Origin of the sequence: Cognatiluteimonas sedimenti (assembly GCF_022808325.1) — a bacterium.
Lineage (GTDB): Bacteria > Pseudomonadota > Gammaproteobacteria > Xanthomonadales > Xanthomonadaceae > Cognatiluteimonas > Cognatiluteimonas sedimenti.
Genome location: NZ_JALGCL010000001.1, coordinates 863,768 through 885,822, shown reverse-complemented (window position 1 = coordinate 885,822; position 22,055 = coordinate 863,768). Strand labels below are relative to the sequence as shown.

Below are 22,055 nucleotides of genomic sequence, written 5' to 3'. Positions count from 1 at the left end.
ATGATGTCCGAGGAAGCCAGGACCCCGCTGGACCATGTCAACCAGACGGTGTCGCAGCTCAAGGAGATGCGCCACTACTCCAAGAACAACGTCGAGTTGCTGACGGCGCAATGGCTGAAGTTCGACGGCGAGCTGAAGAAGCTCGGGGAAGCCGGCACCATCGAGAACCTGATGACGCGGCAGGGCGAGTTCCACGATGCCCTGGAGGCCGCGATCAAGGAACTGGAGGAACTCGGGGAGAAGTTGCAGCCGCCACCGGCCGAGTAGGCGTTCGGCTGCCCGCGCGGGCGATCGCCGCCCGGGCGCGAGTGGTCCATACGGAGACGCGGAAACGAAGAGGCCCCGCACGCGCGGGGCCTCCTGGTGGTGCCGGACCCGGTCAGGACACGTTCGGCTCGCTGAACGCCTCGATCTCGCCGGCAAAGGCCTCGATCGGCACGCAGCTGCAGAACACGTTCTTGTCGCCGTAGACGTTGTCCACGCGCGCGACCGGCGGCCAGTACTTCTGCTGCTTCAGCGTCGGCAGCGGGAACGCGGCCAGTTCCCGCGGGTAGGCGTGCGACCAGTCGGAGGCCGAAACCTGGGTCGCGGTGTGCGGTGCGTGCTTGAGCGGATTGTCCTCGCGATCCATGCGCCCGTCCTCGATCGCACGGATCTCGTCGCGGATCTGGATCATGGCGTCGCAGAAGCGGTCGAGTTCGTGCAGCGATTCGGATTCCGTCGGTTCGACCATCAGCGTGCCGGCGACCGGGAAGCTCAGCGTCGGCGCGTGGAAGCCAAAGTCGATCAGGCGCTTGGCCACGTCCTCGGCGCTGATGCCGGTGGCGTCCTTGAGCGGGCGCAGGTCGAGGATGCACTCGTGGGCGACCAGTCCGTTGCGCCCGGTATAGAGCGTCTCGTAATGCGGCGCCAGCTTCTTCGCGATGTAGTTGGCGTTGAGCAGCGCGACCTGGGTGGCCTTGCGCAGGCCGGTATCGCCCATCATGGCGATGTACATCCAGCTGATCGGCAGGATCGAGGCGCTGCCGAAGCTCGCGGCCGACACCATCGCACCCTGGCCCACGCCCTGCGTGCGCACGCTGCCTTCCGATGCCCTGGGCAGGAACGGCGCCAGGTGCGCCTTCACCGCGCACGGACCAACGCCCGGGCCGCCGCCGCCGTGCGGGATGCAGAAGGTCTTGTGCAGGTTGAGGTGCGAGACGTCCGAACCCCACTTGCCGGGCCTGGCGACGCCCACCAGGGCATTCATGTTGGCGCCGTCGGTGTACACCTGGCCGCCATGTGCGTGCACGATCTCGCAGATCTCGACCACGTCCTCCTCGAACACGCCGTGGGTGGACGGGTAGGTCATCATGATCGCGGCGAGGCGGTCGGAATACTTTTCCGCCTTGGCGCGGATGTCGGCGACGTCGACATTGCCGTTCGCATCGCACTTGGTGACCACCACGCTCATGCCGCACAACTGCGCAGAGGCGGGGTTGGTGCCGTGCGCGGATTCCGGGATCAGGCAGACGTCGCGCTGCGGCTCGCCGCGCGAACGGTGGTAGGCGCGGATCGCCAGCAGCCCGGCGTATTCGCCCTGCGCGCCGGAGTTGGGCTGCAGGCTGACCGCATCGTAGCCGGTGCATTCCACCAGCATCGCTTCCAGCCCGTCGATCAGGTCCTTGTAGCCCTGCGCCTGCTCGGCCGGGGCCATCGGATGGATGTTGCCGAACTCCGGCCACGTGACCGGGATCATCTCGGCGGTGGCGTTGAGCTTCATCGTGCACGAACCCAGCGGGATCATGGTGCGATCCATCGCCAGGTCCTTGTCGGCAAGCGCACGCATGTAGCGCAGCAGTTCGTGCTCGCTGTGGTGGGTGTTGAACACCGGATGGGCGAGGAAGCCGCTGGTGCGGCGCAGCGCGTCCGGGACCAGCGACGGCGCGCCGGCATCCAGCGCCTCGATCGAGGGCAGCCGGGCATCGTCGGCGCCGAACACGCGCCACAGCAGGATCAGGTCGTCGCGGGTGGTGGTTTCATCCAGCGAGATGCACAACGTGCCGTTGCCGCGCACCCGCAGGTTGGCGCGCAACCGTTGCGCGCGCGCCAGGATCGCGTCGCTGTGGTCGCCCGGGTCGATGCACAGGGTGTCGAACGCGCTGTCGTGGACCACCGCATGGCCGAGCTGGCGCAGGCCGGCGGCCAGGATCGCGGTGTAGCGCTCGACCCGCCGGGCGATGCGGGTGATGCCTTCGGGGCCGTGGTAGACGGCGTACATCGACGCCATCACCGCCAGCAGCACCTGCGCGGTGCAGATGTTGGAGGTGGCCTTCTCGCGGCGGATGTGCTGCTCGCGGGTCTGCAGGGTCAGGCGGTAGGCGGGCTTGCCTTCGGCGTCGATCGACACGCCGATGAGGCGACCGGGCATCGAGCGCTTGTAGGCGTCGCGGCAGGCCATGAAGCCGGCATGCGGGCCGCCGAAGCCGAACGGCACGCCGAAACGCTGGGTGTTGCCGACCACGATGTCGGCGCCCATCTCGCCCGGCGGCTTGAGCAGCGCCAGCGCGAGCAGGTCGGTGGCGACCACGAACAGCGCGCCGTGCGCATGGATGGCTTCGGCATCGCGGGTCCAGTCGGCGATCCAGCCGCTGGACGCCGGGTACTGCACCAGCACGCCGAAATAGTCGCCGGCGGCGAGCGCGGCGTGGAAGGCGTCGGTCGAACGCACCACGTTGACGGTGAAGCCGAGCGGCTCGGCGCGGGTGGCCAGCACTTCGAGGGTCTGCGGGTGGGTGTCGCCGGCGACCAGGAACACGTTCGACCTGGACTTCGCGGAGCGCCTGGCCAGGGTCATCGCCTCGGCCGCGGCGGTCGCCTCGTCGAGCAGCGAGGCGCTGGCGATTTCCATGCCGGTGAGGTCGGCGCACATGGTCTGGAAGTTGATCAGCGCTTCCATGCGCCCCTGCGAGATCTCCGCCTGGTACGGCGTGTACGCCGTGTACCACGCCGGGTTCTCGAGGATGTTGCGCAGGATGACGTTGGGCACGTGGGTGCCGTAATAGCCCTGGCCGATGAAACTGCGGAACACCTGGTTGCGGTCGGCGATCGCGCGGATCTTCGCCAGCGCCTCGACTTCGCTCATCGGCGACGGCAACGCCAGCTTTGCCGCGGACTTGATCGACGCCGGGACGATGGCATCGGTCATCGCGTCCAGCGAGTCGTGGCCGATCGCGGCGAGCATCCGCGCGATCTCGGCGTCATTGGGGCCGATGTGGCGCGCGATGAAGGCGTCGTGGTCTTCCAGCGAAAGCAGGCTGGGGGCGCTGGACGAAGCGGGCTGGGTCATGTCGGGCGTCTCTGGGGCCGCGGGCGCGGCGGGGCGTGAGCGTTGGAAACCGGCGCCCCTCTGTCCTTTTGCCTGAGAGTTTGGAAGCGGCCGGGTGGGGAGGGAAGGCCCCGGCGCACGCTTCTTGCCCCTTCGGCGCCGGATCCCGCCAATCGGCGGTCCGGTCTCTCCAGAGTGTGTGCACGCGGCGGTCGTGGGGCCTGAGCGATTACGGGCGTTTGCGCCTTCGGCAGCGGGGATGCCCCCGCTTCTCCCACCGCGTGCTGCGGGCGAATTATACCCGCGGCATGCTGCCGCGCCCCGCGCGCCTGGGGGGAACGGCCGGTTCCGGGCATCGGCCGGGTAGCCGCCCCTGCACATGGCCGTCGCTGGGGACCGGGCGTGAAGCGGGGCGCCGGTTGATCGGAGTATCGGGCCGGGGCGCGAGGCGTCTGGGGCGGCCTCTCGAGCCGTTCCGCGGCCCGGACACGCCGGATGCCGGTCTTTGCGGGGCGCGCGAAGCATTCGGCTTAACATGGCGGTCGATGGATCGCCCTCCCTTCCAGCTCCGGCAGATCGACCATGTCGTCCTGCGGGTCCGGGACCTCGCGGCGATGCAGGCCTTCTACTGCAATGTCCTGGGCTGCCGGGTCGAGCGCCGGCAGGACGCGATCGGACTGGTGCAACTGCGCGCGGGGGCTTCGCTCATCGACCTGGTCGACGTGGAAGGAACCCTCGGTCGGTTGGGGGGTGCGGCACCCGGGCCGGAGGGCCGCAACATGGACCACCTGTGCCTGCGCGTGGATCCGTTCGACCGCGCGGCGATCGCCGCACACCTGCGCATGCACGGCGCGCGCATCGGCGACTTCGGCTCGCGCTACGGCGCCGACGGCGAGGGGCCGTCGCAGTACCTGTTCGACCCGGAGGGCAATCTGGTCGAGTTGAAGGGGCCGCCCGATCCCCCGGACATGGCCGCCACCTGATGCCCAGGGCAACGGCGCCGTTGTCGATCCGCCGCCTGGCGATCCTGCTCGGTGGCCTGGCGATGTTCGGGCCATTCTCGATCGACACGATCTTCCCGGCCTTCCCGCAGATCGGCGCGCAGCTGGGCGCCGACAAACTGGCGATGCAGCAGACGATCAGCGTGTACCTGGTCGCCTATGCGCTGATGAGCGTGGTGCACGGGCCGTTGTCGGATGCGATCGGGCGGCGGCGGGTGATCATGGGGGGGCTGGCGGTGTTCGCGCTGGCGTCGGCAGGCTGCGCGCTGGCCACCAGTTTCCAGATGCTGCTGGCGTTTCGCGCGCTGCAGGGGTTGTCGGCGGGCGTCGGCATCATCGTCGGCCGCGCGGTGATCCGCGACGTGCTGCACGGCGACGACGCGCAGCGGCTGATGAGCCAGGTGTCGATGATCTTCGGCATCGCACCCGCGATCGCGCCGATGATCGGCGGCTGGGTGCTGGGCTGGAGCCGCTGGCCGATGATCTTCTGGTTCCTGGTGGCGTTTTCGCTGGCGCTGCTGCTGGCCACCTGGCTGGGACTGCCGGAAACGCATCCGCCCGCGGACCGGCTCGCGCCGAAGCCGCGCCTGCTGCTGCGCGATTACCTGGCGATCTTCGTCAACCCGCGCTTCCAGCGGCTGGCCGCGGCCGGCACCTTCAACTTCGGCGCGCTGTTCCTGTACATCGCCTCGGCGCCGGCGTTCGTGCTCGACCTGATGGGCCTGGACGAGCGCGGCTTCGGCTGGTTCTTCGTGCCGATGATCGGCGGCATGACGCTGGGCGCCTTCGTCTCCGGGCGCATCGCCGGCAAGGTCAGCGGGCTGGTGCAGACGCGCATCGGATTCGCCTGCTGCGGCGTCGCGACGCTCTGCAACCTCGGTTACAACATGGCCGTGGTGGAACCGTCGGTGCCGCTGGCGGTGTTGCCGATGATGCTCAATGCGTTCGGGATCGCGCTGGTGTTCCCGATCCTGACGCTGGCGATCCTCGACATGTACCCACGCCAGCGCGGCAGCGCGTCCTCGTTGCAGGCCTTCACCGGGCTGGTCGCCAATGCGCTGATCGCCGGCGTGCTGTCGCCGCTGCTCAGCCACGGCGGCATGCCGCTGGCGCTGGGGGCGGCGGTGTTCACGTTGCTGGGATGGGCGGTCTGGCGCTGGGAAATCCAGGTCGGCGCGCGCATGCCGCCGGGCGATCCCGAATACGCCGCCGCGCTGGAACCTACCGAGCGGATGTGAGCCCGGACGTTAGCGACTGGCGAAGCGCCGCATCCACAGGTACACGGGCAAACCTGCCAGCAGCAGCACCGCCCCCCAGGCCTGTGCCTCGAGGCCGATGCCGACCAGCGCATACAGGCTGTACGCCAGCGCGAACGCGGCGACCGACCGGCCCTTGCCCCCGCCCTTGGCCAGCCACGCGGCGGTACCGACGCAATACGGCAACAGCGTCCCGGCGGTCGCCAGCAGGATCGAGAACGTGAACAGCTGGACCAGCGAACGGCTGAAGTTGGCCGCGACCAGCAGCGATGCCAGCGACGCGCCGACCACGACGCCGAATACCGGCGTACCGCCCTTGTCGAGCCGGGCGAAGGGTTTCGGCATCAGCCCGTCGCGTGCGGCGGCGAAGGGGATCTGCGCGGTGATGAGCAACCAGCCATTGAGCGCGCCGAGGCAGGACACCGCGGCGACCAGGGCGATGCCGGCGCCGGCCCAGGGCCCCCACAACAGGCTCGCGGCATCCGCCATCGGCGCGGTCGACGCCTCGAGCTGCGCTGCGGGGACGATGCCGATCACCGCGGTCACTGCCAGCACGGTGGCGATGCCCGCCAGCAACGTGCCGAGCAGGGTGGCGCGCGGGATCGTGCGTTCGGCGTCCGCGATCGCGCCGGCAGGCACGGTTGCGGCCTCGAGGCCGAGCAGCGCCCACAGGGCCAGCGCCACGGTGGCGTTCACTGCCGACGGCATGGATTCGCCGCTCGGGTTGAACGGCACGAAGCGCACGGGATCGACGTACCAGACCGCGACGCCGGCGAACAGCAGCAGCGGGACGAACTTCAGCACGGTGAGCAGCAATTGCGCCCGGCCTGCCTCGCGCATGCCCAAGAGGTTGATGCCGGCGCACAGCCACAGCGCGCCGAGCGCGAGCATGGCCGAGCGCAGCGGAGTGGCGATCGTCGCCGGCCACAGCGCGCCGACGCTGCCAGCGAAGGCCACGGCGAGCGCGGCGATCCCGCACCAGTTGGAAACCCAGTAGCTCCAGGCCACCACGAAACCCGGCAACTCGCCGAAGGCATTGCGCGCGAACACGTAGGGGCCGCCGGTCTGTGGCCAGCGCATCGCCAGCCGGGCGAACGTCCAGGCCAGTGCCAGTGCACCCGCCAGGGTGATCGCCCAGCCGCCCAGGCTGACGCCACCGTATTGCGCCATCGCTGCCGGCAACAGGAACACGCCGCTGCCGATGATGCAGCCAACCACCAGCGCGGTGGCGGACCAGAGGCCGAATGGGCGGGGGTGGGGCATGGTGCTGGCCGGGGGCTGGTGCGGCAGCTCAGGCATGCGGAGATCCCCCGGTTTCCGGCAAAGACGTCACGCGCGCCCGGCTGCGGCCATGCGATAGGCGGCGCGCAGTATTTCGTGGAACAGGTGGACGCCGGTTTCGCGCAGCGGGTTGAGCCGGCCCGGCACGTAGCTGCCCGAGGCGAAGCCGCGTTGCACGTCCTCGCAGATGCCGATGTCCTCGTGCTGGACGTCGTCGCTGAAGGCGAGGTCCGCCTCGCGCCTGGCGCCGTCCGCGGCGTCGGCGTAATAGCTGTCGAACACCACCCGGCAGCGGTCCACGCCCAGCGGCACCACGATGTTGGTCTGCAGCCGGCCGGGCAGGATGTTGAGCATGGTGTTGGGCCAGAGCCAGTAGTACAGCGCGTCGCCGTTGCCGTACAGGCCGGGGGCGCTGCCGTTGTCTGGCACGACCAGCGGGCTCCACTGCAGGCAGTGCCAGCGCGACAACTCGGTGCGGTAGCTGCGGTAGTCGAGCAGGCGGTTCAGCCCGGGATGCACGAACGGGACGTGGTAACCCTCGAGATAGTTGTCGACGTAGACCTTCCAGTTGCAGCCGATGTCGTAGGCGACGCGATGGTGCCCGCCGTAGTGGTCGAGCCCGCGATCGGCCCCAAGCCGCGCGCCGATGCCGGCGACGAAGGCCTCGAAGTCGGGCGCATGGGCTTCGTCCACCGCGGCGAACACCAGGCCCTGCCAGACCCTTACCGCGAGTTGCGGCAGGCGCACGTCGGCGACGTCGAAGCCGGCCGCGTCCTTCATTTCCGGCGCCGAGCGCAGCTGGCCTTCCAGGGTGTAGGTCCAGCCGTGGTAGCGGCAGCGCAATGCTTTCGCACCTTGGCCGTCGCACTGCGCGATCGGTCCGGCGCGGTGGCGGCAGACGTTGTGCATCACCCGGATTCCGCCATCGGTGCCGCGCACCGCGATCACCGGCAAGCCCGCGAGGTCGGCCACCACGTGGTCGCCGGCGTCGCGCAGCTGCGAGGCGTGCGCGACCAGTTGCCAGGCACGGTCGAAAATCGCATGGCGGTCGATGCCGGCCATCGCCGGTTCGGTGTAGAACCGCGCGGGCAGTGCGGTGGCGGTTTCCGGCGGCTGCGGCGCGAGGTCGTCCATGGACGGAGTATGGACTGCCTGGTGCCCGAAGGAAGGCCGGTCCGGCATCGGCTTCCGCGGCGGATCGCCCGCCAGCCCGTCGCCTGGCCCGCCGGGGTCGGCGCGATACGGACAGCGTGTTGCAGGCATGGTTTCTGCCGATGCCTGATTGCCGCCAGATCTATGGCGCTATTGCACGCGTGCCGTGCTGCCAATCTGCACGACCAAGGTCTGCGCCGTGCCGGCGGTACCGTCCGCGCGGAGCCTGACCACCGTGTAGGTTCCGGTCGGGATGCGGCGGATGGTGAATTTTCCATCCTCGTTGATCTTCACTTCGCGATGGAACCCGGTGTCATCGCCGCGGACGACGATCGTTTCGCCGGCAACCGCGGTGCCGACAATGTTGCCGGAGCTCGATTGCGCCTGCGCGGTGGACAGCAGGCCAAGCCCGAGGGCAAGGCCAAGGAGCACGGATTTCGGCTTGCCAGGGAGCATTGCGTGACCTTCCATTCCAGGGGAGGGCGAGGTTGGCGGGCTTCGAAACCTCCCGCAAGTGACTTTTGTCCCGGCAACGAAAAGGCCGGCTTGCGCCGGCCTCGGGGGGAGCGGGATCGCGCCGCCTATTTGACCCGTGCGGTGACTCCCACGTGGACTTCGACCCGCTGCGGGGTGCCCGCGCTGCCGTCGGCCGCGTTCCGGGTGACCACGTAGATACCGACGGGGACGCGACGAATCGCGTATTTGCCGTCCTTGTCGATCTTGAGTTCGCGGTGGAATCCGTTGCCGACGCCATCAACGACGATGGTTTCGCCGGCGACGGCAGAACCGGCGATGTGGCCGGAAGAGGACTGGGCCTGGGCAACGGCGGTGGCGCCGAGCAGCAGGCTCGCGGCAATGGCGAGGGCACGGGATTTCGTGTTCATGGCATGCACCGGAGTACTGGAGATGCAGCCACTATATCGCCGCCACCGCCACCCGCGCCGCGGCACGGCGAACGCCTTTAGCGGGCGGTCATGCGATCGCCACCGGCCGGAACGGCGCGCTCCTGGCGCGGCTCAGGCCTTTCCGGGAACGGGTTTGTCCGGGGTTGCGGCCGGCGGGAGGTTGACCGGCGTCCCGGTCCATCCGCAGCTGCGTCCCTCGTTCTGCTGTTCCAGCCATTCCTGCAGCGGGGCAAAGTATTCCAGCACCGCCGAGGCGTCCATCTGCTCGCCCCCGGTAAGCTCCTTCAGCGTCTGCTGCCATGGCTGGCTGGCCCCCTTCTCCAGCATCGCCAGGTACTTCTCGCCGGCGGCCTTGTTGCCGTAGAAGCTGCACTCGTACAACGGTCCCTTGTAACCGGCCGCGTCGCACAGTGCCTTGTAGAACTGGAACTGCAGGATGTCCGCCAGGAAATAGCGGGTGTAGGGCGTGTTGCCCGGTACGTGGTACTTGGCGCCCGGGTCGAAGAATTCCTCGCCGCGCGACTGCACCGGGGCCACGCCCTGGTACTTGGCCTTAAGGTCCCACCACGCCTTGTTGTACTGGTCCGGCTTGATCGAGCCATCGAACACGCCCCAGCGCCAGCGGTCGATCATCAGCCCGAACGGCAGGAACGCCACCTTGGCCAGCGCCATCCGCATCTGCGCGTTGATCAGGGCTTCGTGCGACTGCTGCTGTTCGCCGACCAGGCCGATCGAGCGCAGGTAGTCGGGCGTCATGGCCAGCACGATGGTGTCGCCGATCGCCTCGTGGAAGCCGTCGTGCGCGCCGGCCTGGAAGATCGGCGGCAGCTTGTTGTAGGCCAGGTAGTAATAGACGTGGCCCAGCTCGTGGTAGATGGTGGTGAAGTCTTCCTCGTTGGGCTTCATGCACATCTTGGTGCGCACGTCGCCGGCCATGTTCATGTCCCATGCGCTGGCGTGGCAGACCACGTCGCGGTCCCGGGGCTTGATGAACTGGGTCTTCTCCCAGTAGCTGTCCGGCAGCTTCTGCATGCCCAGCGACGCGTAGAAGTCCTGCGCACGGGTCGCCATCTGCCGGGCGCTGTCCAGTTGCGCGCTGCGTTCGATCTCGACGAGGTCGTCGGTGTCGGGGATGCCGGCGTGCCTGGCCAGTTCGTCGGTATAGTCCTGGCGATACTGCTGCTGCAGCGCGCCGGTGATGTCCAGGCTGCCTGCGTTCTGGTACGGCTGCAGCAGGTCCCACAGGTTGCTCCAGTCCTGCTGCCACATGTTGCCCATCAGGTGCGCGGGGAGCATTCCGCCGCCGACTTCGCCCTGGTCCTTGCCGTATTTCGCGTCGAGCCGGGTGCGCGCGTAGCAATGCAGCTGCTCGTACAGCGGCTTGACCTGGCCCCAGAGGCGGTCGGTTTCGGCGGCGATCTGCGCCGGCGGCATGTCATAGCCCGAGCGCCACACCTCTCCGGCATCGGCGAAGCCCATGTCCTTGGCGCCTTCGTTCACCAGCTCGACGAAGCGGGTGTAGTCCTTGCGCATTGGCTGGGCGATGGTGTGCCAGCCGCGCCAGGCGTCGAGCTGGGTGGCGTAATCGCGGCTGCTGCGCAGCACGTCCTCGAGTTCGCCGAGCTGGCGGCACTCCTTCGCGGCGCCCTCGCCGGTGCAGTACTCACCCGAGCCGTACATGCCTTCCATCCTGGTGGCGATGCGGGTGAGCTCGGCCAGCTTGGCCGGATCGCGCGGCGCCGGCATCGCCGTCATCAGCTTCAGCAGCATGATCGAGCGCGCGGTCTCGGGCGACATCGACTGGCCCTCGAACCTGCGTGCCTGCTCGATCCAGCCGTTGAGCTGGGTCAGCCAGCGTTCGTTGGCCTTGGCTGCCAGCAGTTCGCTGTCGTCGTTGATGTAGGTCGAGGAGATCCATTGCGCCGCGCTGAGCTCGGCGTAGGTGTCGCGCATCTCCTGGTTGACCCGGGCGATGAACTGGTCCGCGGTCTCGTTGGCCGGCGCGGTGCTGGCGGCCGCCGAGGGCGCCTCGCCGGCCGGCGAGGGCGTGCGCTTGCAGGCGGTGAACGACAACGTGGCGACGATCGCCAGCGCGAGCGTGCTGGCGAGCATCGGGGCGCGGCGGGACTTCACGGGCCAGTGCTTCATGTGGCGATCCTCTGCGGTGGCCGCGACGACGCAGCGGGCGGCGGAACCGGCAGGCTAGTGCCGCGCCCGCGATGACGCAAGCACGATCCATGCCGCGGCGTCGATGGCCGGTGCGTTCAGCGCTGGGCCTTGGGCGGACGCAACCGGCGTCGATCATCGACCAGGCCGCGCCCCGCCAACCATGCCCACGCGCCATCGGCATCGTGCTCGAAGTAGGCGCGGGCCGAGCCAAGGCGGAAGGTGTAGCCCCACGCGTCCATGTCCTCGAGGATGCGGTTGCGACCGGCGCCGGGGATTTCGTCGGCGAGCAGGGCCTGCAGCACCAGCACGGCGTCTTCTTCCTCGATCGAATCGGTGGCGTCGGTGTGCACCGCGGCGCGGCGTTCTGGCGGGAGCACGATCAGGTGCGCGGCTTCGTGCAGCAGCGAGTGCACGGGCGTGTCGCCGCGCGCGTGCACGACGTTGCCGACGATCCCGGCCTCCGGCTCGCCCCAGTAGCTGCCGGGGATCGGGGCGCCGTCGGCGGCATGCGCGAGCCGAAGGCCGTAGCGGGCGAGCAGGGCGGCGGCATCGGCGAAGGCGATGTCGCGCAGCAGTAGGACGGCGCCTGCAGTTGCAGGAGCGCCTGTGTGAGGGGCCGTTGTGGGAGCGGCTTTAGCCGCGAGCTTTTCCTTGGTCATGCAAAAAGCTCGCGGCTGAAGCCGCTCCTACAAAAGACGGGGAACGCTCAGGCGGTCGCGGCGCGGCCTTCGGGCAAGGACACCGAGATGTCGAGCACGTCGTGTTCGCCGTCCTTGACCAGGTCGACCTTGACCGCGTCGACATCGACGTTGACGTACTTGCGGATCACCTCGAGCAGTTCGCGGCGCAGCAGCGGCAGGTAATCCGGGCCGCCGTGGGTGCTGCGCTCCTGCGCGATGATGATGCGCAGGCGATCCTTCGCGATCGAGGCGGTGTTCTTCTTCGCCTTGAGGAAATCGAACATGCCCATGCCTCAACCCCCGAAGAGCTTGCTGAAGAAGCCCTTCTTCTCCGATTGGGTGAAGCGCATGGGGCGCTCCTCGCCCATCAGGCGCGCGACCGCGTCGTCGTAGGCCTGGCCGGCCGGCGATTCCATGTCCAGGATCACGGGTTCTCCCTTGTTGGAGGCGTTGAGCACGTCGCCGGATTCCGGGATGACGCCGATGGTCTTCAGGCCGAGCACTTCCTCGACGTCGCCGATGGAGAGCATCTCGCCGGTCTCCACGCGCGTTGGGCTGTAGCGGGTCAGCAGCAGGTGTTCCTTGACCCGCTCGCCGGCCTCGGCGCGGCGGGTCTTGGACGCGAGCAGGCCGAGGATGCGGTCGGAGTCGCGCACCGACGAGACTTCCGGGTTGACCACGACCACCGCCTGGTCGGCGAAGTACATCGCCAGGAAAGCGCCTTTCTCGATCCCGGCCGGCGAGTCGCAGACGATGTAGTCGAAACCGTCGGCGGCGAGGTCGTCGAGCACCTTCTGCACGCCTTCGGTGGTCAGGGCGTCCTTGTCGCGGGTCTGCGAGGCGGCCAGCACGAACAGGTTGTCGAAGCGCTTGTCCTTGATCAGCGCCTGCTTCAGCGAAGCCTCGCCGTGGATCACGTTGACGAAGTCGTATACCACCCGGCGCTCGCAGCCCATGATCAGGTCGAGGTTGCGCAGGCCCACGTCGAAATCGATCACGGCCACCTTCTTGCCATGGCGGGCGAGGCCGCAGGCGAGGCTGGCGCTGGTGGTGGTCTTGCCGACGCCGCCCTTGCCGGAGGTGACTACGATGATTTCTGCCAAAACACTTCTCCTTGGTGTTGGTGCCCAGTCTGCCGGCTCAGTCGAACGCGGCGATCCTGAGTTCTTCGTTGTCCAGCCAGATCTGCACGGGTTTTCCGCGCAGTTCCATGGGGATGTCTTCCAGCACCTTGTAGTGGCCGGCGACGGCGACCAGTTCGGCGTGGAACTCGCGGCAGAAGATACGTGCCTTTTCGTTGCCTTGCGCGCCGGCCAGGGCGCGGCCGCGCAACGCGCCGTAGACGTGGATCGAGCCGTCGGCGATCACCTCGGCGCCGGCGCCGACGGTCCCCAGCACGCTGAGATCGCGGTTCTCGGCATACAGTTGCTGGCCCGAGCGCACCGGCGTGAGCTGCACGAGGCCGGGCTCGCCGCCCGGATGCTGGGCCCGGGCCGGCGCGTTGGCGGTAATCGCGGCCTTGGCCGGGGCGGCTTCCGCCGTGATCTCCCTGGCCGCGGGCTTCGCCGCGGGCGCAGGTGCGCTGGGCGTTCCAGCCGCTGGTTCGTACTGGGCGCGGAACTTGGCCAGCAGCGGCAGGCCGAGCTGCTGGGCGAGGGCGTCGTTCTCGCTGGTGCCGTAGGCCAGCGCCACCGGCAGCACGCCGGCCTCGCGCAGGCCGTCGAGCAGGGTCCGCGCGGTCGCCAGGTCGGGGGTGCGGGCAAGGCCGCCGAAATCCACCACCACGGCGGCACGCGCGAACAGCTTGGGTGCCCGGGCCACGCGGTCGCGCATCTCGGTCGCCAGCCGTTCGACATCGAGCGTGCGCACGCGCAGGTTGGCGATGCCGACCTGGCCGATCTTCAGCTCGCCGGCCGGTTCGTAGTCGCCCTTGGCTGCCGCCATGTCAGGTACCCGTGGCGCGATGGGCGGACGCGCGATGGGCGCGCGGCGCGGCGATCCACGGAACGTCGGGCAGGTGCCCGCCGTAGGTGTCATGGACCCAGGGATAGCTGCACAGGTCCTTCAGCAGCATCGCGGCGCGATGGCCGGGGGCGTCGCCGGTCGTGGCCATCACGTGCTGGCCGACCTCGCGGAAACCGAAGCTGCCATGGAACAACAACGCCGGGTCGTTGCCGTCGTCGAGGAAAACCTCGCAGGCCAGCTGCGGGTAACGCAGTTCGGCATGGCTCTGCACGTCGGCGTAGAACGCGCGGCCGACGCCGCCACCGCGGCGGCGGCTGGCGACCACGATCCGGTCGATGTAGAAGAAATCCGGATAGTGCTCGCGGAACCAGCGGAAATTGTCGCTGTCGTGGTTGGCCGTGGAGGAGAACCCGACCAGGAACCCGGCCAGCGTGCCGTCGCGCTCGGCGACGCGGAAATAGTCGGCGTCGGTGTAGAAGCGGCGGAGTCGGGCCGCGTCGAGCGGCAAGATGGCGGGGCCGGCAGCGTTGTTGAGGGCAAGGACGGAATCCAGCTCGTGCTCGCGCACGTCGCGGATGACGATCGACATTCCTGACTCCGGCTTGGGAACGGTCTGCAAAAAAATTCTGGTCCGGCGGGTGGCCCAGCGGTGGCGACCCGCCAGCGTGCTGCGCCGGCGTGGATTATCGCATGGCCCGGTGCGCCGGGGCGACCGCGCGGGCATCGGCGGCATGACTTTCGTGGGACTGCGCAGGCCGCGCATTGCGCCTAAGATGCCGCATGTTCGCGCACCTGAACCATAGCCGCCTGCTGCGCTATGCCGGCCTGTTCACCTGGGCCGTGATCGGCATGCCCCTGTTGCTGTTGTCGCTGCTGCCGAGCGACCAGGCCGGCGGGCTGGACGGGGATGCCGTCGCCGTCGCCCACATCGGCTGGCAGGCCTGGGCCGCCTACGCCGCATTCGGCCTGTGCTACGGCTGGCTGACGCGGGCGTTGGGCAGCCGTCGCGTGGGCGCCTTCGATTACCTGCTGTTGCTGGTGCTGACCGCCAGCGCGGTGGCGATCAGCTACTACAGCGCCAGCGGCCTGGGCAGCATCCTGCTCATGGTCGCCGCCTGCGTGTTGCCGTGGCTGCTGCCGCTGCCGCTGGGCGTGGCCTGGCTGGTGCTCAGCGAATTCCTGGTGGTGCCGGTGTACGTGCGCTGGCTCGACATGTCCTGGGTCGAGGCGTTGATGCAGTCGCTGCTGTACGCGGGCTTCTCCGGCTTCGTGTTCGTCACCAGCCTGGTGGCGCGGCAGCAGGCGCAGGCGCGCGAAGACCAGCGCCGGCTCAATGCGGAACTGCGCGCGACCCGCGCTTTGCTGGCCGAAAGCGCGCGGATCAACGAACGCACGCGCATTTCCCGGGAACTGCACGACCTGCTGGGCCACCACCTCACCGCGCTGAGCCTCAACCTCGAGGTCGCCGGCCACCTGGTCCAGGGCAAGGCGCAGGAACACGTGAGCCAGGCCCACACCCTGGCGCGGCTGCTGCTCAGCGACGTGCGCGAGGCGGTCAGCCGGCTGCGCGAGGGTGATGCGATCGACATGTCGGCGACGCTGCGACCGCTGGCCGACAACGTCGCCGGGCTGCAGATCACGATGGAGATGCCGCAGCCGTTCCTGCTCGAAGACCCCGAGCGCGCGCACGTGCTGCTGCGCTGCACCCAGGAAATCATCACCAATGCCGTGCGCCATGCCCAGGCCGGCGAATTGCGTCTGGATTACCGTTACGATGGCCGCATGGTGCGGCTGCACGCACGCGACAACGGTCGCGGCGCCGAGGCACCGGTCGCGGGCAACGGCCTGCGCGGGATGCGCGAGCGGCTGGCCGCCTACGGTGGCCGGGTCGACATCGACACCCGGCCGGGCCGCGGCTTCGCGGTCGACCTGCGGTTGCCGCTGGAGGAGGGCGTCGCCGTCCCCGCGCCGGTACCCGCCATGGGGCCGGCCGAGGCCGCGGTGGCGCTGAAATGAACCATCCGGGCCATCCCGGGACAACGCCCCCCGGGGGAGAGGCTGCATGATCCGCATCTGCCTGGTCGACGATCAAACCCTGGTACGCCAGGGCATCCGCTCGCTGCTCGCCCTGGCCGAGGGCATCGAGGTCGTGGCCGAGGCCGGCGACGGCAAGCAGGCGGTCGAGCTGATCCCGCAGGTCAAGCCGGACGTGGTGCTGATGGACATGCGCATGCCGGTGATGTCCGGACTCGAGGCGCTGCAGGCGCTGGCCCGGATCGACGCGCTGCCGCCGACCATCATCCTCACCACCTTCGACGACGACCAGCTGGTGCTGGCCGGGCTCAAGGCCGGGGCCAAGGGTTACCTGCTCAAGGACGTCTCGCTGGAGCAACTGGTGGGCGCGATCCAGGCGGTGGCCGCGGGCGGCTCGCTGGTGCAGCCGGCGGTGACCCAGCGCCTGCTGTCGGGGCTGGAGCACATGCGCAACGATTTCGTCAGCCTCGACCGGCCCGACCCGCTGACCGACCGCGAGACCGAGATCCTGCGGCTGATGGCATCGGGCTTCTCCAACAAGGAAATCGCCAATTCGCTGGGCGTGGCCGAGGGCACGATCAAGAACCACGTCTCCAACATCCTGAGCAAGCTCGGCGTCCGCGACCGCACCCGGGCGGTCCTCAAGGCCTTCGAGCTGCAACTGGTCTGAGCTTGTCCGTGAGCTGGCCTTCTCCGGCGCCGAACCGCGCCGGGAGGCTTTGACGGCGGATGTCACGCACCGGGATCGCTCTGGCAGGATTGCGACGTTCCGCGGGTGCGATGGTCGAAAAAGCCCTGCAAGCCAGTCTCGACGCGCGCGGCGGCGCGCTGGAAACCCTCGGTGGACGACTTCCTCGCAGCGCGGCGGCGCGCTACGATTAGAGGTCTGCGCCCCCGGCTACCGGGCCGGGCCGGGCCGGCCCTGGAGAATCCTGAATGACCCGTTTGATCGAAGTGCTGATTTCGCTGGCGATCGTCGCCGTGCTGTTCCTGCTGGTGGCGCTGGTGCTGCCGTCCAGCCGTCATCTGACCGAGAAGGTCGAGACCAACCGCAAGATGACGATCGTGTACGACACGCTCAACAGCCTGCGCCGCTTCCGCGACTGGAATCCCCTGGTGCTGCGCGATCCGCGCATGAAGCTGCAGCTGTCCGGCCCGGATTCGGGCGTCGGCGCGCGCCTGGATTACACCTCCAGCAACCCCCAGCTCGGCACCGGCAGCTGGGAGATCACCGCGACCGAGCCCAACGCCAGCGTCAGCTACGCGATCGTCAATCCGCAGCGCGGGCACGACAAGCGCAGCGTCTTCACGCTCAAGCCGACCGGCCGCGCCGGCCGCAACGTCGAGATCACCCAGAGCTACGACGTCCAGTACGGCTGGGACCTCCTCGGCCGCTACGCCGGCATGTATGTCAGCCGCCATGTCGGTGACGACATGCAGCTGGGCCTGGAGCGCCTGTCGAACATGCTGGCGCAGGTGCCCAACGTCGATTACCGGATGCAGGGCAGCAAGCTCGCCGACCTGAAGATGGTCGACGTGCCGGCCGAGGACCTGCTGCTGGTCAGTGCCGGTTCGATCGAGCGCAACAACCAGAAGATCAAAGATTCGATGAAGGCCAACATGGAGTGGATCAACCGCACCATGGCCGCCAGTGGCCTGGTCGCCGCCGGCCCGATGCGGATCATTTCCACCGAACTGGGCCGCGAGACCTATACGTTCGACGTCGTCCAGCCGGTGCGCAGGGGCGCCGCCGCCAAGGCCGACGCGGACACGACCGAAAGCGACGACGGCGAGGCCGCTGCTGCGCCGGCGCCCGTCGCCAGCACCGGCCCGCTCAGCGGCATCAAGCTGCAAGGCCCGGTGAAGTACGAGCACACCGAAGGCGGTCGCGCCGCCACCGGTTCCTACACCGGCTACATGGCCGAGCTGGAGGCCGTCCGCAACGCCGTTCGCGCCTGGGCGCTGACCCAGGGCGAGGAAGCCATCGGCCGTCCGTACGAGGTCTACAAGAACGGCATCGACAATGCGTTCACCGCCGACGGCCAGTACCAGGTCTACTGGATGCTGAAGCCGTAAGTCGCGGGCTTCGCGCCACCGCGTGACCGCCGCGCGCCGCGTCCCTGACGCGGCGCGTTGCGTTTCAGCCCGCCCCGCCCGCGATCCCGCGATGGAGCGCGGGCGCACCCGACAGGAGGATCACAGCGCATGCATGCAACCTCGTCCGCTCCGGGGGTACCGCGCCCGCAACGCTGGCTCGCCGCCGCCGGGGCCGTGTGCGCCGCCGCGGCCGTGGCGTTGTCGGCGTACGCGGCGCATGCCAGCGAAGGCCCGGCGCAGACGCGCCTCCAGACCGCGGCGGTGTTCGCATTCGGCCACGGCCTGGCACTGGTGCTGCTGGCGCCCGCGACCTGCCGGCGCCTGGGGCGCTGCGCGTTGCTGGCCTTGTCGCTGGGCGTGCTGCTGTTCTGCGGCAGCGTGGTGTCCGGGGTGTTGGCGCAATGGCCGACCACGCTGGCGCCGCTCGGCGGAATGCTGCTGATCGGCGGCTGGCTGCTACTGGCACTCGACCTGTCGCGGCGCTGACGCCATGCCCCGGCACGCACGTGGATTCGATACCGAAGCGGCGTTCGCGCACCTGGCGCGGCGCGACCGCAAGCTCGGCGGCTGGATGCGGAAGCTCGGCCCGATCGCGGCCGATCCACGCTGGCGCAAGCCGTTCGACCCGGTCGATGCGCTGGCGCGCGCGATCCTCTACCAGCAGCTCAGCGGCAAGGCCGCGGCGACGATCGTGGGCCGGGTCGAAACCGCCATCGGCAGCGATCGTTTCCACTGCGACACGCTCGCGCGCTGCGACGACGCCACGATCCGCGGTTGCGGCGTTTCCGGCAACAAGCTGCTGGCGTTGCGCGACCTGGCGCTGCGTGAATCGCGTGGCGAGATCCCCGACCTGCGGCGGATGTCGACCATGGACAACGACGACATCGTCGCGGCGCTGGTGCCGGTCCGCGGCATCGGCCGCTGGACGGTGGAGATGATGCTGATGTTCCGGCTCGGCCGCCCGGACGTGCTGCCGGTGGACGACCTCGGCATCCGCAAGGGGGCGCAGGCCGTGGACAAGGCCGAGACCCTGCCGGCGCCCAGGGCCCTGGCCGAACGCGGCGAGCGCTGGGGTCCCTACCGCACCTACGCCAGCCTGTACCTGTGGCGGATCGCCGATGCCGGCGCCGCCGCCAAGGCGACGACCAGGCGTTCGCAGGACTGACGCTTCGACCGGCACCGGGCGTCCGGCCTGGGTCCGCTGCGGGACCGACGCCACGCAATGCACGACGCCCCGCAGTCGCGCCGTCCCGTTGACAACGCAATCGCCGCAACGCAACATACGCGCCCACCCGCCCGGGTGGCGGAATTGGTAGACGCACTAGCTTCAGGTGCTAGCGGGGGCAACTCCGTGGAGGTTCGAGTCCTCTCCCGGGCACCATCTTGTTTCGATTCGCCTCGGCGGTCGATGGATGACACGGAACCCCGCCAGCGGCGGGGTTTTTTGTTGGCGCGCGTTGCGCGCGACACAAGTCCTGCCGGTTGCGGGGCGCGCACGCAGGCGGCGGCCGACACGGGCCATCGACAGCCGCGGTGTACCATCGCCGCGATGACCAAGCCACCCAGCAAGCGCGGTAGCGGCCGCGGCGGCAAGACGCCGCGCAAATCCACCGGCGGCAAGTCGCCCTCGCCTGGACACGGCCGTAAACCCCACGCCAAACCGTCGCATCCGTCCTGGTTGCCCGATCCCGGGCTGGCGCGGGCCATGGGCCCCGGGCCCGGCAGGACCACGGCGGAGGACGACGGCGGGATGCGTGACCCGCAGGCCGGGCGCGAGGCTGCACGCTACCAACAACCGATCGCCAGCCGCGAGATGATCCTGCAGGTGCTGGCGGCGCATGACGGGCCGATGGATGCGCAGGCGCTGGCGGAAAGACTCGCGCTTACCGCGCCCGATCGCTTCGATGCCCTGAACAAGCGCCTGGGGGCGATGCTGCGCGACGGCCAGTTGCTGCAGAACCGGCGCGGTGGCTTCGTCCCCGCGGAACGCGCGGACCTGATTTCCGGAACGATCATCGCCAACCCCGACGGCTTCGGTTTCCTGCGCCCGGATACCGGCGCCGGCAAGGGCGACGACCTGTTCCTGCCGCCGTTCGAGATGCGCAAGGCGATGCACGGCGACCGCGTCCTCGCCAGCGTCACCGGCGTCGACCACCGTGGCCGCCGTGAAGGCGCGATCGTCGAGGTGCTGGAGCGCCGCATCACCCGCCTGATCGGCCGCTACACGCTCGAAGCCGGCATCAGCTACGTGGTGCCCGACGACCGCCGTATCCAGCGCAACCTGATGATCCCGCCGGACGCGCGCCTGGATGCGCGCCACGGCCAGCTGGTGGTCGCCGAAATCGTGCAGCCGGCCGACGCGCAGCGCCCGCCGATCGGCAAGGTGCTGGCGGTCCTGGGCGACAAGCTCACCGCGTCGCTGGCGGTGGAAGCGGCGATCCACGGCCACGAGATCCCGCACGAGTTCCCGCCGGAGGTAATGGCGCAGGCGACCGCGGTGCCGTTGCAGGTGCAGGATGCCGACGTCCACGGCCGCGTCGACCTGCGCACGATGCCGCTCCTCACCATCGACGGCGAGGACGCCAAGGATTTCGACGACGCGGTCTGGTGCGAGCCCAACCGCGACGGCTTCCGCCTGGTCGTCGCGATCGCCGACGTCTCGCATTACGTGCGCCCGGGCACGCCGCTGGACGACGAGGCGCAATTGCGCGCGACCTCCGTCTACTTCCCCGGGTTCGTGGTGCCGATGCTCCCGGAAACGCTGTCCAACGGCATCTGCTCGCTGATGCCGGAAGTCGAGCGGCTGTGCTTCGTCTGCGACATGCAGGTCGGCCGCGACGGCACCGTCAGCGGGGCCAGGTTCTACGAAGCGGTGATGAACTCGCATGCGCGCCTTACCTACACCCAGGTCTGGAATGCGGTCGGGGACGGCATCCCCGGGGAGGATCGCGACGCGGCGCTGGCGAGGATCGGCCCGCTGCTGCCGCAGGTGCAGCGCCTGCACCAGCTGTACCAGCTCCTCGACAAGGCGCGGGCCCGGCGTGGCGCGATCGAGTTCGAGACGTCCGAGGTGCGCTTCGTGCTCGGTCCGCAGGGCGAGGTGACCCAGGCCGGAATGCTCCAGCGCAACGACGCGCACAAGCTGATCGAGGAATGCATGATCGCGGCCAACGTGCAGGCCGCCGAATTCCTGCTGGAAACGCGCATCCCGGCGCCTTACCGCGACCACGACAAGCCGCCGGAAGCCAAGTACGCCGACCTGGAGGAGTTCCTCAAGGAATTCAAGCTGCGGCTGCCGCCCTGGGGCAAGCTGCAGCCGCGCGACTTCCGCGCGCTGCTGGAAAAGATCCGCGAGCGCCCGGAGGCGGCGCTGCTGGAATCCGTGATCCTGCGCAGCCAGTCGCTGGCGGTGTACGCGCCGGACAACATCGGCCACTTCGGGCTGGCGCTGGCGGCGTACGCGCACTTCACTTCGCCGATCCGGCGCTATCCCGACCTGCTGGTGCACCGCGCGATCAAGCACGCGCTGGCCGAGCGCAAGCCCGACCAGTTCGCCTACACCCCGCATGCGATGTCGGCGTTGTCGCTGCAGTGCTCGGAACGCTCGCGCCGGGCCGACGAGGCTTCGCGGGAAGTCGACGAGCGCTATCGGGCCGCCTGGATGGAGCAGCACGTCGGCGGCCAGTTCGACGGCACCATCAGCGGCGTCACCAGCTTCGGCCTGTTCGTGGAGCTTGACGATTCCAAGGTCAACGGCCTGGTGCACGTGACCCAGCTGCCGAACGACTTCTACCACTTCGACCCGATCCGCAAGACCCTTACCGGCGAGCGCCGCGGGCGCGAGTTCCGGCTCGGCGACCGCGTGCGGATCGTGGTGCTCAAGGCCAGCCTCGAGGAACGCAAGATCGATTTCCGGCTGGTGGAGGACGGTGGCGTCGGGCAGCGCGAAAGCGCGTCGCCACCGCCACGCGGCCAACCGGCGAAACGGAAGAAGGCGAGGTAATGATGCCGCCGGTTGTCGCCGCGGCGCGGGGGTGGCGCGTGCTTCCCCGCTAGCGGCTGCAAGCTGCGGGGCGCGGGCGAGGAGCTGGCGAGCGACACAAGCCACGCCGCCTGGCCCGCTGCAAGCTGGTCCATCGGACCGTTGGGCCGGGCTGGACGGCGCAGGCCCGCGCACATCCGGAGCGGGCACTAGGGCAAAATGGCCC

The 22,055-nt window shown here is 69.2% G+C and carries 20 protein-coding genes, 1 tRNA gene and 1 riboswitch; of the genes, 10 read left to right on the top strand and 11 right to left on the bottom strand.

The window, feature by feature from the left end; translation table 11 throughout:
- Nucleotides 1-3 precede the first annotated feature (3 nt).
- Nucleotides 4-267, top strand: coding sequence for a hypothetical protein (locus MQC88_RS04180; protein WP_243319350.1), 264 nt, complete (start codon nucleotides 4-6; stop codon nucleotides 265-267).
- 112 nt (nucleotides 268-379) lie between these two features.
- Here MQC88_RS04180 and gcvP read toward each other — a convergent pair whose 3' ends face one another.
- On the bottom strand, nucleotides 380-3,328 hold the full coding sequence (gene gcvP / locus MQC88_RS04175) for an aminomethyl-transferring glycine dehydrogenase (RefSeq protein ID WP_243319349.1): 2,949 nt from the start codon (nucleotides 3,326-3,328) through the stop codon (nucleotides 380-382).
- 50 nt (nucleotides 3,329-3,378) lie between these two features.
- Nucleotides 3,379-3,511, bottom strand: a riboswitch (glycine riboswitch).
- A gap of 341 nt (nucleotides 3,512-3,852) precedes the next feature.
- Here gcvP and MQC88_RS04170 point away from each other — a divergent pair.
- Both MQC88_RS04170 and MQC88_RS04165 read left to right on the top strand, forming a co-directional pair.
- Entirely contained in the window at nucleotides 3,853-4,290 is a 438-nt protein-coding gene (locus tag MQC88_RS04170) for a VOC family protein (protein ID WP_243319348.1), read from the top strand.
- Nucleotides 4,290-5,546 carry a multidrug effflux MFS transporter gene (locus tag MQC88_RS04165; RefSeq protein ID WP_243319347.1) on the top strand — a complete coding sequence of 419 codons (1,257 nt, stop codon included), beginning with the start codon at nucleotides 4,290-4,292 and terminating at the stop codon, nucleotides 5,544-5,546. The genes MQC88_RS04170 and MQC88_RS04165 overlap by 1 nt, the downstream gene beginning before the upstream one ends.
- 9 nt (nucleotides 5,547-5,555) lie before the next feature.
- Here MQC88_RS04165 and MQC88_RS04160 read toward each other — a convergent pair whose 3' ends face one another.
- The 10 genes from MQC88_RS04160 to MQC88_RS04115 form a co-directional block, all read right to left on the bottom strand.
- Nucleotides 5,556-6,827, bottom strand: coding sequence for an amino acid permease (locus MQC88_RS04160; protein ID WP_243319346.1), 1,272 nt, complete (start codon nucleotides 6,825-6,827; stop codon nucleotides 5,556-5,558).
- A 66-nt stretch (nucleotides 6,828-6,893) separates the two neighbouring features.
- Nucleotides 6,894-7,979: an aromatic ring-hydroxylating oxygenase subunit alpha gene (locus MQC88_RS04155; RefSeq protein WP_243319345.1), complete on the bottom strand. Its 1,086-nt coding sequence runs from the start codon at nucleotides 7,977-7,979 to the stop codon at nucleotides 6,894-6,896.
- A gap of 168 nt (nucleotides 7,980-8,147) precedes the next feature.
- Nucleotides 8,148-8,453, bottom strand: a complete 306-nt coding sequence (locus tag MQC88_RS04150; protein WP_243319344.1) for a carboxypeptidase-like regulatory domain-containing protein — start codon at nucleotides 8,451-8,453, stop codon at nucleotides 8,148-8,150.
- A 125-nt stretch (nucleotides 8,454-8,578) separates the two neighbouring features.
- A complete protein-coding gene (locus tag MQC88_RS04145) occupies nucleotides 8,579-8,881 on the bottom strand; it encodes a carboxypeptidase-like regulatory domain-containing protein (RefSeq protein ID WP_243319343.1) in 303 nt (100 codons plus the stop codon).
- A 132-nt stretch (nucleotides 8,882-9,013) separates the two neighbouring features.
- A complete protein-coding gene (locus tag MQC88_RS04140) occupies nucleotides 9,014-11,050 on the bottom strand; it encodes a M2 family metallopeptidase (RefSeq protein WP_243319342.1) in 2,037 nt (678 codons plus the stop codon).
- 116 nt (nucleotides 11,051-11,166) lie between these two features.
- A complete protein-coding gene (locus tag MQC88_RS04135; RefSeq protein ID WP_243319341.1) occupies nucleotides 11,167-11,730 on the bottom strand; it encodes a hypothetical protein in 564 nt (187 codons plus the stop codon).
- A gap of 47 nt (nucleotides 11,731-11,777) precedes the next feature.
- Nucleotides 11,778-12,041, bottom strand: coding sequence for a cell division topological specificity factor MinE (gene minE / locus MQC88_RS04130; protein WP_243319340.1), 264 nt, complete (start codon nucleotides 12,039-12,041; stop codon nucleotides 11,778-11,780).
- Nucleotides 12,042-12,044: 3 nt separating this feature from the next.
- A complete protein-coding gene (gene minD, locus MQC88_RS04125; RefSeq protein WP_243319339.1) occupies nucleotides 12,045-12,854 on the bottom strand; it encodes a septum site-determining protein MinD in 810 nt (269 codons plus the stop codon).
- Nucleotides 12,855-12,891: 37 nt separating this feature from the next.
- Nucleotides 12,892-13,695, bottom strand: a complete 804-nt coding sequence (gene minC / locus MQC88_RS04120; protein ID WP_243319338.1) for a septum site-determining protein MinC — start codon at nucleotides 13,693-13,695, stop codon at nucleotides 12,892-12,894.
- 1 nt (nucleotide 13,696) lies between these two features.
- Nucleotides 13,697-14,305 carry a GNAT family N-acetyltransferase gene (locus MQC88_RS04115; protein ID WP_243319337.1) on the bottom strand — a complete coding sequence of 203 codons (609 nt, stop codon included), beginning with the start codon at nucleotides 14,303-14,305 and terminating at the stop codon, nucleotides 13,697-13,699.
- A gap of 191 nt (nucleotides 14,306-14,496) precedes the next feature.
- Between MQC88_RS04115 and MQC88_RS04110 the strand changes: the two genes are divergently transcribed.
- From MQC88_RS04110 to rnr, 7 genes are all read left to right on the top strand, one after another.
- On the top strand, nucleotides 14,497-15,732 hold the full coding sequence (locus tag MQC88_RS04110; RefSeq protein WP_243319336.1) for a sensor histidine kinase: 1,236 nt from the start codon (nucleotides 14,497-14,499) through the stop codon (nucleotides 15,730-15,732).
- A gap of 46 nt (nucleotides 15,733-15,778) precedes the next feature.
- Complete coding sequence (locus MQC88_RS04105; RefSeq protein ID WP_243319335.1) at nucleotides 15,779-16,420, top strand: response regulator; 642 nt, start codon at nucleotides 15,779-15,781, stop codon at nucleotides 16,418-16,420.
- Between the two features lie 266 nt (nucleotides 16,421-16,686).
- Nucleotides 16,687-17,826 carry a polyketide cyclase gene (locus tag MQC88_RS04100; RefSeq protein WP_243319334.1) on the top strand — a complete coding sequence of 380 codons (1,140 nt, stop codon included), beginning with the start codon at nucleotides 16,687-16,689 and terminating at the stop codon, nucleotides 17,824-17,826.
- Between the two features lie 129 nt (nucleotides 17,827-17,955).
- Complete coding sequence (locus tag MQC88_RS04095; protein WP_243319333.1) at nucleotides 17,956-18,333, top strand: DUF423 domain-containing protein; 378 nt, start codon at nucleotides 17,956-17,958, stop codon at nucleotides 18,331-18,333.
- A gap of 4 nt (nucleotides 18,334-18,337) precedes the next feature.
- A complete protein-coding gene (locus tag MQC88_RS04090; RefSeq protein WP_243319332.1) occupies nucleotides 18,338-19,012 on the top strand; it encodes a DNA-3-methyladenine glycosylase family protein in 675 nt (224 codons plus the stop codon).
- A 129-nt stretch (nucleotides 19,013-19,141) separates the two neighbouring features.
- A tRNA-Leu gene (locus MQC88_RS04085) sits at nucleotides 19,142-19,228 on the top strand.
- A gap of 168 nt (nucleotides 19,229-19,396) precedes the next feature.
- Nucleotides 19,397-21,850, top strand: a complete 2,454-nt coding sequence (gene rnr, locus MQC88_RS04080; protein WP_243319331.1) for a ribonuclease R — start codon at nucleotides 19,397-19,399, stop codon at nucleotides 21,848-21,850.
- Nucleotides 21,851-22,055 lie beyond the last annotated feature (205 nt).

Excerpts from the sequence above, each read along its gene's own strand:
- minC (WP_243319338.1), bottom strand. The coding sequence starts at position 13,695 with ATGGCGGCAGCCAAGGGCGACTACGAACCGGCCGGCGAGCTGAAGATC.
- MQC88_RS04150 (WP_243319344.1), bottom strand. The coding sequence starts at position 8,453 with ATGCTCCCTGGCAAGCCGAAATCCGTGCTCCTTGGCCTTGCCCTCGGG.
- MQC88_RS04160 (WP_243319346.1), bottom strand. The coding sequence starts at position 6,827 with ATGCCCCACCCCCGCCCATTCGGCCTCTGGTCCGCCACCGCGCTGGTG.
- MQC88_RS04115 (WP_243319337.1), bottom strand. The coding sequence starts at position 14,305 with ATGTCGATCGTCATCCGCGACGTGCGCGAGCACGAGCTGGATTCCGTC.
- MQC88_RS04110 (WP_243319336.1), top strand. The coding sequence starts at position 14,497 with ATGTTCGCGCACCTGAACCATAGCCGCCTGCTGCGCTATGCCGGCCTG.
- minE (WP_243319340.1), bottom strand. The coding sequence starts at position 12,041 with ATGGGCATGTTCGATTTCCTCAAGGCGAAGAAGAACACCGCCTCGATC.
- MQC88_RS04165 (WP_243319347.1), top strand. The coding sequence starts at position 4,290 with ATGCCCAGGGCAACGGCGCCGTTGTCGATCCGCCGCCTGGCGATCCTG.
- gcvP (WP_243319349.1), bottom strand. The coding sequence starts at position 3,328 with ATGACCCAGCCCGCTTCGTCCAGCGCCCCCAGCCTGCTTTCGCTGGAA.
- MQC88_RS04140 (WP_243319342.1), bottom strand. The coding sequence starts at position 11,050 with ATGAAGCACTGGCCCGTGAAGTCCCGCCGCGCCCCGATGCTCGCCAGC.
- MQC88_RS04135 (WP_243319341.1), bottom strand. The coding sequence starts at position 11,730 with ATGACCAAGGAAAAGCTCGCGGCTAAAGCCGCTCCCACAACGGCCCCT.
- MQC88_RS04155 (WP_243319345.1), bottom strand. The coding sequence starts at position 7,979 with ATGGACGACCTCGCGCCGCAGCCGCCGGAAACCGCCACCGCACTGCCC.
- MQC88_RS04095 (WP_243319333.1), top strand. The coding sequence starts at position 17,956 with ATGCATGCAACCTCGTCCGCTCCGGGGGTACCGCGCCCGCAACGCTGG.
- MQC88_RS04090 (WP_243319332.1), top strand. The coding sequence starts at position 18,338 with ATGCCCCGGCACGCACGTGGATTCGATACCGAAGCGGCGTTCGCGCAC.
- rnr (WP_243319331.1), top strand. The coding sequence starts at position 19,397 with ATGACCAAGCCACCCAGCAAGCGCGGTAGCGGCCGCGGCGGCAAGACG.
- MQC88_RS04145 (WP_243319343.1), bottom strand. The coding sequence starts at position 8,881 with ATGAACACGAAATCCCGTGCCCTCGCCATTGCCGCGAGCCTGCTGCTC.
- MQC88_RS04100 (WP_243319334.1), top strand. The coding sequence starts at position 16,687 with ATGACCCGTTTGATCGAAGTGCTGATTTCGCTGGCGATCGTCGCCGTG.
- MQC88_RS04180 (WP_243319350.1), top strand. The coding sequence starts at position 4 with ATGTCCGAGGAAGCCAGGACCCCGCTGGACCATGTCAACCAGACGGTG.
- MQC88_RS04105 (WP_243319335.1), top strand. The coding sequence starts at position 15,779 with ATGATCCGCATCTGCCTGGTCGACGATCAAACCCTGGTACGCCAGGGC.
- MQC88_RS04170 (WP_243319348.1), top strand. The coding sequence starts at position 3,853 with ATGGATCGCCCTCCCTTCCAGCTCCGGCAGATCGACCATGTCGTCCTG.